Origin of the sequence: Roseicyclus marinus (assembly GCF_036322625.1) — a bacterium.
Taxonomy (GTDB): Bacteria; Pseudomonadota; Alphaproteobacteria; order Rhodobacterales; family Rhodobacteraceae; genus Roseicyclus; species Roseicyclus marinus_A.
On the sequence record NZ_AP027266.1, the window covers coordinates 2,657,053 to 2,669,945 of the forward strand.

Consider the following 12,893-nt stretch of genomic DNA (forward strand, 5'->3'; position numbering starts at 1 on the left):
CGCATCTGGACAGGGCCCGTCCCCCCCCCGATATTACTAGGCATGAGTCTCCCGCCCGGCTTCCTTGACGAGTTACGCAACCGCGTCCCGATCAGCCAGGTCGTGGGCCGCAAGGTGATCTGGGACAATCGCAAATCGAACCAGGCCAAGGGCGATTTCTGGGCCCCCTGCCCGTTCCACCAGGAAAAGTCCGCCAGTTTCCACGTCGATGACCGCAAGGGGTTCTATTACTGTTTCGGCTGCCACGCCAAAGGCGACGCGCTGGGGTTCGTGCAGGAAACCGAGAATGTGGGCTTCATGGAGGCTGTCGAAATCCTCGCCCGCGAGGCCGGGATGCAGATGCCTGCCCGCGACCCCCAAGCCGCGAAACAGGCCGACCGCGCCACCAAGCTTGCCGCCGCGATGGAGGCCGCCGTCGCGCATTACCGGCTTCAGCTGAAAACCGGTGCCGCGGCCGAGGCGCGCGCCTATCTGGATCGCCGCGGCCTCGATGCCAGCGCGCTCGACAGGTTCGAGATCGGTTTCGCGCCCGGCATCCGCCAAGGCGCGCTGACGGCCCTGACCGGCAAGGGCATCCCCGAGGCCGACGTGGTCGAGGCCGGCATCGCCACCCGTCCCGATGACGGCGGCGCGCCCTATGACGCCTTTCGCGACCGGATCATGTTCCCGATCCGCGATGCGCGCGGGCGCTGCATCGGCTTTGGCGGGCGGGCGATGGACCCCAATGCCCGGGCCAAATACCTCAATTCCCGCGAAACCCCGCTCTTCGACAAGGGACGCGCGCTCTACAATCACGGGCCTGCGCGGGACGCGGCGGGCAAGGGCCAGCCCCTTGTCGTCGCCGAAGGCTACATGGATGTGATCGCGCTGGTTCAGGCGGGCTTTGGGGCCTCGGTCGCGCCCTTGGGGACCGCGATCACCGCCGACCAGTTGCGGCTGATGTGGCGGATCGCCGATGAGCCGATCATCGCGCTGGATGGCGACAAGGCGGGCCTGCGCGCGGCGCTGCGGCTGGTCGATCTGGCCCTGCCGATGCTCGAACCCGGCAAGACGCTGCGCTTTTGCCTGATGCCCGAGGGGCTGGACCCCGACGAGCTGATCAAGGCGCGCGGACGCGACGCGATGCAGGCGCAGCTTGATGCCTCAGAACCCTTGGTGCGGATGCTCTGGCGGCGCGAGACCGAGGGGCAGGTGTTCGACACGCCCGAGCGGCGCGCGGCCCTCGACCGCCGGTTACGGCAGGCCATCGGCCAGATCCCCGACCAGGGCCTGCGCCGCCATTATGGCGAAGCGCTGGCCGATCTGCGCCGCGCGCTGTTCCGGCCCGCCGCGCAACAGGGACGCGACCGCGCGCCCTGGCGTGGTCGCGGCTTTGCCGAAGCGCAGATGCCCTTGGCCGAAACGCGATCCTCCGCGCTCGGGTCGGGGGCGCTGTCGGCCGAAGACCTGCGGGTGATGCTGATCCTCGCTACGCTTTGCCGGTATCCCGCGCTTGCCCCGCGGTTCGAGACCGATCTTGACCGGCTTGCGCCCCGCCACGCCGATCATGCGGCCTTGGTCGACCTGATCCTGACCGCCGAGGCGGCGGATGACGCGGCGATGACGGCGGCCTGCACCGCCGCCGGTCTCGGGCCCGCCCTTGAAAGCCTGCGGTCGATGGCCCATCTGCGGATCAACCCGATCCTTGCGGGCCCGCCGGATGCAGCGCGTGCCGAGGCCTGCCTGACCGAGGAGTTCGCGAAGTATCACGCCGAGCGCGCGCTGAAGGCCGAGATGACCGAGGCACTGGAGGATCTTGACCATTTATCCGAGGGGGATACGCGGCTTGGTCGCCGTCTCAACCACGCCGTTCAGCGCCGCCTTACGGCGGGTCGTTCTGCGGGCTCGGACATGCAAGGCGCTGTCAGCGAAGACACAGACGCGCTGTCGGATCGTCTGCGTGCCTTGATAGAGGCCCGCGTCTGGGAGAAGAAAACCCGTTAAGTGCCCTATGCGAATCAGTGATTCGCCTTACATAAGTTGCAGTAGCAAAGATTCGGCGACCCGACCGCCCCGCCGGCTTCGCGCCACGAACCGCCAAAGGAAGCCCGCCCATGGCCAAAGACACCGAAGATCGCAAGCCGCAGGACGGGGAGGAAACCGACATCGGGCTCGATATGAGCCAGGCTGCGGTCAAGAAGATGATCGCGGAAGCGCGTGTGCGCGGCTACATCACCTATGACCAGCTCAACACCGTCCTGCCGCCCGAGCAGGTGTCCTCGGAGCAGATCGAGGACGTGATGTCGATGCTGTCGGAGATGGGCATCAACGTCATCGAGGATGACGAGGCCGACGAGGACGCGGATGCGAACAAGGGGTCCACCGACCTGGTGGAAACCTCGAGCTCGCGCGAGGTGGCGCTGGCGTCGTCGGAGACCGAGAAGCTGGACCGGACCGACGACCCGGTGCGGATGTACCTGCGCGAGATGGGGAGTGTCGAACTCCTGTCGCGCGAGGGTGAGATCGCCATCGCCAAGCGGATCGAGGCGGGCAGAAACACAATGATCGCAGGGCTTTGCGAAAGCCCCCTGACCTTCCAGGCGATCACGATCTGGCGCGACGAATTGCTGGACGAGGACATCTTGCTGCGCGATGTCATCGATCTCGACGCGACCTTTGGCCGGTCGATGGGCGAGGATGACGACGAGCCGGTGGTGGCCCCTGTCGCCAGCGCGAAACCGCAGCCGGTCGAGGCGCGGGGCGAGGCGGACGAGGAGCTGGACGCCGATGGCGAGCCGATCCGCCGCGCGGCCGATGACGAGGATGACGAGGACGAACAGGCCAACATGAGCCTTGCCGCCATGGAGGCGGCGCTCAAACCGCGTGTTCTGGACATTCTGGACCGGATTGCCGCCGATTACGTCAAGCTGTCGGAAATGCAGGACAAGCGCATTTCCGCGACGCTGAACGAGGATGGCAGTTTCTCCAAATCGGACGAGGCGATCTATCAGCAATTGCGCTCGGAAATCGTGGTGCTGGTGAATGAATTGCACCTGCACAACAACCGGATCGAGGCGCTGATCGATCAGCTTTACGGGATCAACCGCCGGATCATGGCCATCGACAGCGCCATGGTGAAACTGGCCGACCAGGCGCGGATCAACCGGCGCGAATTCATCGACGAATATCGCGGCTGCGAATTGGACCCGGCCTGGTGCGACCGGATGGCCGAAAAGGCCGGGCGTGGCTGGCAGGCGCTGATGGAGCGGTCCCGCGACAAGGTCGAGGAATTGCGCAGCGACATGGCGCAGGTCGGCCAATACGTGGGCCTTGATATCAGCGAATTCCGCCGCATCGTGAACCAGGTGCAAAAGGGCGAGAAAGAAGCCCGCCAGGCGAAAAAGGAAATGGTCGAGGCCAATCTGCGGCTCGTGATTTCCATCGCCAAGAAATACACCAACCGCGGCCTGCAATTCCTGGACCTGATCCAGGAAGGCAATATCGGCCTGATGAAGGCGGTGGACAAGTTCGAATACCGCCGGGGCTACAAGTTCAGCACTTACGCGACATGGTGGATCCGGCAGGCGATCACGCGGTCCATCGCCGACCAGGCGCGCACGATCCGTATCCCGGTCCACATGATCGAGACGATCAACAAGCTGGTGCGGACGGGGCGGCAGATGCTGCATGAGATCGGCCGCGAGCCCACGCCCGAGGAATTGGCCGAAAAGCTGCAGATGCCGCTGGAAAAGGTCCGCAAGGTGATGAAGATCGCCAAGGAGCCGATCAGCCTCGAGACGCCGATCGGCGACGAGGAAGACAGCCAGCTGGGCGATTTCATCGAGGACAAGAATGCCGTCCTGCCGCTCGATTCGGCCATTCAGGAGAACCTGAAGGAAACGACGACGCGGGTTCTGGCCTCGCTGACGCCGCGTGAGGAGCGCGTATTGCGCATGCGGTTCGGGATCGGGATGAACACCGACCACACGCTCGAGGAAGTGGGCCAGCAATTCAGCGTGACCCGCGAGCGTATCCGGCAGATCGAGGCCAAGGCGCTCAGGAAGCTGAAGCATCCGAGCCGGAGCCGGAAGCTGCGGAGTTTCCTCGATCAGTGAGCGGTAAAGCAAATCTGCATTCGACAGGGCAGGTCGGTGAATATCTCGTGGCCTCCGAACTTGCGAGGCTAGGCTTCACGATTGCGATGCCGACAGGAAATTCGCCTGCAGTCGATATATGGGCATACCGAAGGAAAGAAACGCGCGCAATTCAAGTAAAGACCATTTCCAAAGGTGCCTTTCAATATACAGCGAACAAGTTTTTTCGAATCGAATTTGAAGGTGCGGATGGAAATGAAAAACAAATTATTGGAGATATTCACGACTACCTTGACCTGAACATTGACCTTTTAATTGTGTTCTTAGGTAGCAGTATCGGGAATGATGAGTTTTTTTGCACTAAATTAAAAGAGTTCGCTAGCTTCTCGAGGAACTCATACATAGAATACGTAGAGAGGCATGGCGGGATGCGCCCTGGAAAGAATAAACGAAGTGTGCATGCTGCGCATGATAAAAAGAACGTAATTAAATCAGGAATATTTACAGATCTACCTAAATACTTCGACGAGTAGTGCGGCTTTTGCATTGGTGCTTTTAAACCAAGAACACTGCTGCCTTTAAATTTTTGAAATCTAGTTTTGACTGCGTAGCTTATTGAACCTTTCTTGATCAATTTAGTTGTTCTAGGTTTAGGCTCTTAGGCAGAACGGAGCGCATCCCAATGTCCCTCTTCTCCCGCCTTTTCGGCAGCAGCGCCAAACCCGGCAAGGAGCCGGAAATCTACAAGGATTTCCGTATCTTCCCCGAGCCGCAGCGGGCCGCGGGCGGATACAGGGTGGCGGCGCGGATCGAGAAGGATCTGGGCGGGGAAACCAAGGTTCATCAGCTGATGCGAGCCGATACGTTGCAGACGCTGGAGGAGGCCGAAGCCTTTTCCATCCGGAAGGCCAAGCAGGTCATCGACGAGCAGGGTGAGCGGATTTTCGGTTAAGATCGGGTTACGATTTTCGGCCGAAAATGACCGATAGGTTAAGATTTTTCGAGAGATGTGAACGGGATCTTGCCGGGGATGGGGCCGGGCAAGGGTTTGTTGGGCATGGCCGCGAACGGTCTTGACGGGGGTCGTGCAACGGGTCCGGGGGCCGTTTGGGACGCGGGTGCAAGCATGGTCGGGTTGAGATTTGGTTGAGGGGGGAGGCGTAGGGTGGGCAATCTGCCCACCACGCAGACCCACCATGCGGACCCACCACGCGGACCCACCATGCGGGCGGCGGCGGTGAGGCGGTGGGGTGGTTTTGGTGGGCAGATTGCCCACCCTACAGGTTGGAGAGGATTTCGGCGGCGGCGGCGTCGGGGGTGAGGCGGCCCTCGGCCACGGCCTTGGCCTGATCGGCCATCGCGCGGCGCAGGTCGGGGTCGCGGTGGAGACGGGACAATAGGCCCTCGCGCACCTCTGCCTCGAACCAATGGGCGGCCTGGGTCGCGCGGGCGCGGTCCCACCAACCCTGATCCTTGCGCCAGCGGGCGAGCGCCTGCACCTCGGCCCAGGCCTCTGCGATGCCTGCGCCTGTCATGGCGGAGACGGGCAGCGCCTTGGGGAAACCCTCGGGGTCCTGCGGGCGCTTGCGCAAGAGCCGCAGCGCGCCCGCGTAATCGGCGACGGTGCGGGTGGCGGCAGGCTTGAGGTCGCCATCGGCCTTGTTCACGAGGATCAGGTCGGCCATTTCCATGATGCCGCGTTTGACGCCCTGCAATTCGTCGCCGCCCGCCGGCGCGAGCAGGAGGACGAAGACATCGCACATCTGCGCGACCATGGTTTCGGACTGGCCGACGCCCACGGTTTCGATCAGCACCACGTCGAAGCCCGCCGCCTCGCAGAGCGCCACGGCCTCGCGCGTGCGGCGGGCGACGCCGCCCAGATGCGTGGCCGAGGGCGAGGGGCGGATGAAGGCGGCCGGTTCGCGCGAGAGGCGGTCCATCCGGGTCTTGTCGCCCAGGATCGAGCCGCCCGAGCGGGAGGAGGAGGGATCGACGGCCAGAACCGCGACGCGCAAGCCACCCTCGACCAGCGCCATGCCGAAGGCCTCGATGAAGGTGGATTTGCCGACCCCCGGCGTGCCCGAGAGGCCGATGCGGAGCGCCTGCCGCCCGAGATCGGCCGTGGGTTTTCGCAAGGCTTCGATCAGGGCGGTGGCGTCGGCGCGGTGATCGGGGCGGGTGCTTTCGACGAGCGTGACGGCGCGGGCAAGGGCGCGGCGGTCGCCTGCAAGGATGCGGGGGGCGAGATCGCGGGCTGTGGGGGCATCCGTCATGGGCTGGGCGTTCTTTCGGGTCGGGGCGCGCGCATTGGTCCCCGTATCTGCCCCGGCACGCGGCGGCCTGTCCAGTGCCGAGCGGCATTCGCCGGTTGACGGCGGTCGGGGCGCTGGCGCAGGTGAAGGGCATTCACCCCTGACGGGAGCCGGACGCGCGTGCCCTTGCCCATCGACGAGATCCTGCCCGCGCTGAAGGCGGCCCTTGCCCGGGAGGGGCGGGCCGTGCTGCAGGCGCCCCCCGGGGCGGGCAAGACCACGGGCGTGCCGCCCGCGCTGATGGACCAGGTGGCGGGGCGGATCGTGATGCTGGAGCCGCGCAGGCTGGCGGCGCGGGCCGCCGCCGAGCGGATGGCCGAGATGCTGGGCGAGCCGGTGGGGCGGACGGTGGGCTACCGCATCCGGGGCGAGAGCGCGGTGTCGGAGGCGACACGGATCGAGGTGGTGACCGAGGGCATCCTGACGCGGATGGTGCAGGATCAGCCGGACCTGCCGGGCGTGGGCTGCGTGATCTTCGACGAATTCCACGAACGCTCGCTCAATGCCGATCTGGGGCTGGCGCTGGTCTGGGAGGTAAGGCAGGCGCTGCGGCCCGATCTGGGCGTGGTGGTGATGTCGGCGACGCTGGATGCGGGGCCGGTGGCGGCGATGCTGGGGGATGCGCCGCTGTTGACGTCGGAGGGGCGGGCCTATCCGGTCGAGACGCGGCACCTGGAGCGGCCATTGCCCAAGGATCGGCGGCTGGAGGAGGCGGTGGCGGGGCAAGTGCTGGAGGCCTTGGCCGCGACCGAGGGCGGGTGTCTTGTCTTCCTGCCGGGAGAGGGGGAAATCCGGCGGGTGGCGGCACGGCTGCAGGGTGCCTTGCCGGGGGATGTGGCGCTTCACATGCTTTATGGCGCGATGCGGATCGAGGATCAGCGCGCGGCGATCCGGCCCTCCCAAAAGGGGCGCAAGCTGGTGCTGGCCACGGCCATCGCGGAAACCTCGCTCACCATCGAGGATGTGCGGGTGGTCGTCGATGCGGGCCGTGCGCGGCGGGCAAGGTTCGATCCGGCATCGGGCATGTCGCGGCTGGTGACGGAGCCGGTGAGCCGGGCGGAGGCCGATCAAAGGCGCGGGCGCGCGGGGCGGGTGGCCCCCGGCATCTGCTACAGGATGTGGACCAAGGGCGCGGAGGGCGCGCTGCCCGCCTTTCCGCCGCCCGAGATCGCGGCGACGGATCTGGCGGGGCTGGCGCTGGAACTGGCGATCTGGGGCGGGGCCGAGGGGCTGGCCTTCCTCACGCCGCCGCCCGAGGGGGCGCTGGCGGAAGCGCGCGCGCTTTTGGCGGAGTTGGGCGCGCTGGATGGTCAGGGCAGGATCACGGCGCATGGGCGGGCGCTGGCGCGGCTGCCGCTGCATCCCCGGTTGGGGCATATGGTGGTGACCGGGGGGGCGGGCGCGGCGCGCCTTGCGGCGCTTCTTGCGGCGCGCGATCCGCTCAGGGGACAGGGCACCGACCTGATGCTGCGCTTGCGCGCGCTGGAGGATCCGGGCGGGATGGGGGCGGATCGGGGCGCGGTGGCGCAGATCCGGGAGGAGGCGAGGAGGCTCAGGCGCTACGAGGCGGGAGAGAGGTTGTCCCCGGGCGCGCAGGCGGCGCTGGCCTATCCTGACAGGATCGGCTTGCGGCGGTCGGGCGAGGCCCCGCGCTATGTCCTGTCGGGCGGGGCGGGCGCGATCCTGCCCGAGGGGGACGGGCTGGCGGGCCAACGCCTGATCGTGGCCACCGACCTGGACGGCGACAGGCGCGAGGCGCGGGTGCGGCAGGCCGTGGCGCTGTCCGAGGCGGAGTTGCGCGCGCTCTATGCCGATCGCATCGCCTGGGTCGATCATTGCCATTGGTCGAAGCGCCATCGGAGGGTCGAGGCACGCCAGCAGGAACGCTTTGGCGCCCTGGTGCTGGAGGATCGCGCCTGGCGCGATGCGCCGCCCGAGGCGGTCATCGCGGCGCTGATCGAGGGGGTTCGCGACCTGGGATTGTCGGCGCTGGACTGGAGTGAGAAGGCGCGGCTGTTGCGCGCGCGGATCGCGGTCTCTGGCGTGGCGGATGTGTCGGACGAGGCGTTGCTCGCGGCGTTGGAGGAGTGGCTGGCGCCCTGGCTCACGCGGGAGCGGAGTGCCGCCGACCTCGGCCGGTTCGATCCGACCGAGGCGCTGCGGCTGTGGCTGGGGCATCCGGCCATGGCGGAGGTCGACAGGCTTGCGCCCGCGACATGGGAAAGCCCCTTGGGCCGTGCCATTCCCATCGATTATTCGGGCGAGGTGCCGGAAGTGGCGCTGCGGTTGCAGGAAGTCTTTGGCACCAAGGTGCATCCGGTTGTGGGACCGGACAGGATGCCCTTGAAAATGGTGCTTTTGTCGCCCGCATCGCGCCCGGTGCAGGTGACGAATGATCTGCCGGGGTTCTGGGACGGGTCCTATGCCGAGGTGCGCAAGGAGATGCGCGCGCGCTATCCGCGCCACCCCTGGCCCGAGGACCCGCGTGCGGCGGAAGCGACCTTGCGGGCGAAGCCGCGCGGGGGGTAGGCCAAGGTTGGGGGCGCTGCCCCCGTCGCCTTTGGCGACTCCCCCGGGATATTTGGGAAACAGAGAAGGACGGACATGCGCGACGGGTCGGTGCCGCTGGTCAGGGAGCTGGTTCTTGTCGGGGGCGGGCATGCGCATGCGCTGGTGTTGAAGCGCTGGGGGATGCGGCCCGTGCCCGGGGTCAGGGTGACGCTGGTGAACCCCGGACCCTCGGCCCCCTATACGGGCATGTTGCCCGGCCATGTTGCGGGGCATTACCCGAGGGAGGCGCTGGAGATCGACCTTGTGCGGCTGGCGCGGTTCGCAGGCGCGCGGCTGGTGCTGGGGGCGGTCGATCTGATCGATCCGGTGGCGCGGCGCGTGTCGGTGCCGGGGCGCGCGCCCCTCGCCTATGACCTCTTGTCCATCGATATCGGCATCACATCGGAGATGGGCGATCTGCCGGGTTTTGCCGAACATGGGGTGGCGGCCAAGCCGCTTGGCGCTTTCGCGGATCGGTGGGCGGCGTTTTGCGAGGGGGAAGGCCCGGCAAGGATCGCGGTGATCGGGGGCGGCATCGCGGGGGTGGAATTGTCCATGGCCATGGCCGAGCGGATGCGCGGGCTTGGCCGGGCGGCGGAGGTTTGCGTGATCGACCGGGGCGCGGTGCTGGGCGGGCATCCGGCGCGGGGGCGGCTAATCGCGGCGATGGAGGGATATGGCATCACGCGGATCGAGGGGGCGGCCCCGCTGCGCGTGGGTGCCAGCGCAGTGCATCTGGAGGGGGGGCGCGTGGTCGAGGCCGACCTGGTGGTGGGGGCGGCAGGTGCCGTGCCGCATGGCTGGCTGGCGGATTGCGGGATGGAGATGCGGGACGGCTACATGGTCGTCGATGACCAGTTGCGCTCGGTCAGTCACCCGGAGATCTACGGGGCGGGCGATTGCGTGTATCTGAGCCATGCGCCGCGCCCCAAGGCGGGTGTTTTCGCCGTGCGCGCGGCCCCGGTCCTGGCCTGGAACCTGCGCGCGGACCTGGTGGGGGCGCAACGGCGGCGCTTTGCCCCGCAGCGCGATTTCCTGAAGCTCGTCTCGCTCGGCGGAAAGTCGGCGCTGGCGGAAAAGGCGGGTTTCGTGGTGGCGGGGCCCGCGATGTGGCGCTGGAAGGACCGGATCGATGCGCGGTTCATGGAGGGCTTGCGCGATCTGCCCGCGATGACGGGGCCGCGCGCGCCCGATGGGGCTGCCAAGGGCGTGGCAAGCGAGATGGCGGGCCCTGCGCCCTGCGGCGGATGCGGGGCGAAGCTGGGCGCCGGGGCGCTGACCGGTGTTCTTGGCGGGCGGCCCGGGGATGATGCGGCGGTGTTGGAGGTCGGGGGGGCGCGCCAGGTGATCTCGACCGATCATCTGCGGGGCTTTGCCGAGGACCCGGCCCTTGTGGCGCGGGTGGCGGCCATTCATGCGCTGGGCGATATCTGGGCCATGGGGGCGCGGCCCCAGGCGGCGCTGGCCAGCGTGATCCTGCCAAGGATGGCGGCACGGATGCAGGGCGCGTGGCTGGACGAGGTGATGGCGGCGGCGGGCGCGGTTTTCGCGGCCGAGGGGGTCGCGGTCGTGGGCGGGCATTCGTCGATGGGCAGCGAGGTGACCATCGGCTTCACGGTGACGGGTCTGTTGGAGCGGGACCCGGTGACGCTGGCGGGGGCGAGGCCGGGGGATGCGTTGATCCTGACCAAGGGGATCGGGACCGGCGTGGTCCTGGCGGGCGAGATGCGGATGCTGGCGACAGGGGCCGAGGTGGCGGCGGCCTGGACCCGGATGGGGCAGGCGCAGGGGGGAGCTGCGGCGGTTCTGGCGCCCGTGGCCCATGCGATGACGGATGTGACGGGGTTCGGGCTTGCCGGGCATCTGGGCAATATCTGCGCGGCGTCGGGCGTGGGGGCGGAGGTGGACCTGGCGGAAGTGCCGGTCCTGGCGGGGGCGCTGCGGCTGTCGGGGCTGGGGGTGCGGTCGACCCTTTGGGCGCAGAACCGGGCGGCGCTGGGGGAAAGGGTCGCGGTGCCGGAGGGGGCGTTGGGCGATCTGGTGTTCGATCCGCAGACGGCGGGGGGATTGCTGGCCGCGGTGCCGGAAGAGCGGGCGGAGGCCGCGGTTGCGGCGCTGATCGGGGCGGGGTTTGACGCAGCACAGATCGGGGTGGTGACCGAAGGGCAGCGGATCGTGTTTTCCTGAGGCGGGGCCCTGCCCGTCAGAGGGTGCGGTCGAGTTTCGTCGAGAGGTGGATGAGGCTTTCGGAGGAGCGGACGCCCTCGATCTCGCCGATGCGGTCGAGGATGGCGTCGAGCGCGGTTGTGGTGGGAGCGCCGACCTCGAGCAACAGGTCGACGCGGCCGGAAATCGTGTGGATGCGTTCGACCTCGGCCACGGCCTTGAGGCGGGCGAGGATGGCGGGCTGGCTGCGGGGATCGACGGAGAGGAGCACGCTGGCCCGGATGCGGCCCGCGCGCAGCGCCTCGCCCAGACGGAGGGTGTAGCCCGCGATCACGCCGGAGCTTTCGAGGCGTTCGAGGCGGGCCTGGGCGGTCGAGCGCGCGACCTTGAGCCTTCGGGCGATGACGGCGACGGACATGCGGGCGTCACCGGCCAGAAGGCGCAGGATATCGCGGTCGAGATCATCCATGGGGCATTTTGCCATCAGTTTTGTCGATATGACGGCATGATCGGGCATTTCGCGCAGAGTGACCAGAGAAATCGCCCGGATTTGGCGGCAGGCTTGGGGAGAGGAGCGGCAAGACAAAGGACAGACGCATGAGCGAGACACGGCCCTTGCACCGGAGCCCGCGCGACTACCTTGTGGCGGAAGCGCCTGACGAGCCGGTGCTGTTCCTGTCGCCCGAGGTGTTGCAGGCCAGCGCGCGGCGGTTTTGCGAGGGGTTTCCGGGGATGGTGACCTATGCGGTCAAGGCCAATCCGGCGGAGGCGGTGTTGCTCAACCTGATGGCGGCGGGGGTGGCGGGGTTCGACGTGGCCTCGCCCGCCGAGATCGCGCTGGTGCGGTCCCTGAGCCCCGAGGCGGCGCTGCATTACCACAACCCGGTAAGGTCGCGGTCGGAGATCGCGATGGGGGTGGCTGCCGGTGTCGCGTCCTGGAGCGTGGATCAGCCGGGGGAATGGCGCAAGCTGGACGGGGCGCTGCCGCCGGGGGCGGAGGTCGCGGTCAGGTTCAAGCTGGCGGTCAGCGGCGCGGCCTATGATTTCGGCGAGAAATTCGGCGCGACGGAGGCGGAGGCCGTGGCGCTTTTGGCGCAGGTGGCGGGGGCTGGGTTCCGCCCTGCCCTGACCTTTCACCCCGGAACGCAATGCGCGGACCCCGAGGCCTGGGCGGCCTATATCGAGGCGGCGGGCCGGATCGCGGGGGCGGCAGGCGTGCGGCTTGCGCGGTTGAACGTGGGCGGGGGGTTTCCGTCGCACAGGATGCGGGGCGAGGTGCCGCCGCTCGACGCGATCTTCGCGCGGATCGGGGCGGCGGTGCGGGAGGTCTTTGGCGAGGAGGCGCCCACGCTTGTCTGCGAGCCGGGGCGCGCGCTGGTGGCCGAGGCGGTCAGCCTTGCGCTGCGGGTGAAATCGCTGCGCGGCATGGGCGAGGTCTATCTGAACGACGGCATCTACGGGGCGCTGGCGGAACAGCCGCTGATGGGCATGACCGACCGCATCCGGGTGATGGCCCCCGACGGGCGGGCAAGGGCGGGCGCAGCCCGTGACAGGCTGGTCTGGGGGCCGACCTGTGACAGCCTGGACCGGTTGCCGGGCAAACTGCCCCTGCCCTGCGACATGGCGGAGGGCGATTACCTGCTGATCGACGGGATGGGGGCCTATTCCACGGCGACGGTGACGCGGTTCAATGGCTACGGGGGCCTGCGGCTGGCGACGGTGCGGGCGCTGAACGAGCCAAGCGGCACTGGACACCACCGCCCATGCGCCTAGTGTCCCGTCACGGGATACG

At 67.7% G+C, this 12,893-nt stretch carries 9 protein-coding genes; 7 read left to right on the top strand and 2 right to left on the bottom strand.

Annotated elements, in window-relative coordinates; translation table 11 throughout:
• Window positions 1-42: 42 nt before the first annotated feature.
• From dnaG to AABA51_RS12760, 4 genes are all read left to right on the top strand, one after another.
• A complete protein-coding gene (gene dnaG, locus AABA51_RS12745; RefSeq protein ID WP_338272289.1) occupies window positions 43-1,983 on the top strand; it encodes a DNA primase in 1,941 nt (646 codons plus the stop codon).
• 110 nt (window positions 1,984-2,093) lie between these two features.
• Window positions 2,094-4,094: an RNA polymerase sigma factor RpoD gene (rpoD, locus tag AABA51_RS12750; protein ID WP_338272290.1), complete on the top strand. Its 2,001-nt coding sequence runs from the start codon at window positions 2,094-2,096 to the stop codon at window positions 4,092-4,094.
• On the top strand, window positions 4,091-4,606 hold the full coding sequence (locus AABA51_RS12755) for a hypothetical protein (protein ID WP_338272292.1): 516 nt from the start codon (window positions 4,091-4,093) through the stop codon (window positions 4,604-4,606). The genes rpoD and AABA51_RS12755 overlap by 4 nt, the downstream gene beginning before the upstream one ends.
• 149 nt (window positions 4,607-4,755) lie before the next feature.
• A complete protein-coding gene (locus AABA51_RS12760; protein ID WP_338272294.1) occupies window positions 4,756-5,025 on the top strand; it encodes an HlyU family transcriptional regulator in 270 nt (89 codons plus the stop codon).
• A gap of 325 nt (window positions 5,026-5,350) precedes the next feature.
• On the opposite strand, the gene meaB is transcribed toward AABA51_RS12760, so the two are convergent.
• Window positions 5,351-6,346, bottom strand: coding sequence for a methylmalonyl Co-A mutase-associated GTPase MeaB (meaB, locus tag AABA51_RS12765; protein ID WP_338272295.1), 996 nt, complete (start codon window positions 6,344-6,346; stop codon window positions 5,351-5,353).
• Between the two features lie 159 nt (window positions 6,347-6,505).
• Here meaB and hrpB point away from each other — a divergent pair, with 159 nt between their 5' ends.
• Together hrpB and selD are read left to right on the top strand one after the other, a co-directional pair.
• A complete protein-coding gene (gene hrpB, locus AABA51_RS12770; RefSeq protein WP_338272297.1) occupies window positions 6,506-8,914 on the top strand; it encodes an ATP-dependent helicase HrpB in 2,409 nt (802 codons plus the stop codon).
• 75 nt (window positions 8,915-8,989) lie between these two features.
• Window positions 8,990-11,122, top strand: a complete 2,133-nt coding sequence (gene selD / locus AABA51_RS12775; protein WP_338272298.1) for a selenide, water dikinase SelD — start codon at window positions 8,990-8,992, stop codon at window positions 11,120-11,122.
• Between the two features lie 16 nt (window positions 11,123-11,138).
• Here selD and AABA51_RS12780 read toward each other — a convergent pair whose 3' ends face one another.
• Entirely contained in the window at window positions 11,139-11,570 is a 432-nt protein-coding gene (locus AABA51_RS12780; RefSeq protein WP_338272299.1) for an Lrp/AsnC family transcriptional regulator, read from the bottom strand.
• 128 nt (window positions 11,571-11,698) lie between these two features.
• On the opposite strand from AABA51_RS12780, the gene AABA51_RS12785 reads away from it, so the two are divergent.
• On the top strand, window positions 11,699-12,874 hold the full coding sequence (locus tag AABA51_RS12785) for a type III PLP-dependent enzyme (RefSeq protein WP_338272301.1): 1,176 nt from the start codon (window positions 11,699-11,701) through the stop codon (window positions 12,872-12,874).
• Window positions 12,875-12,893 lie beyond the last annotated feature (19 nt).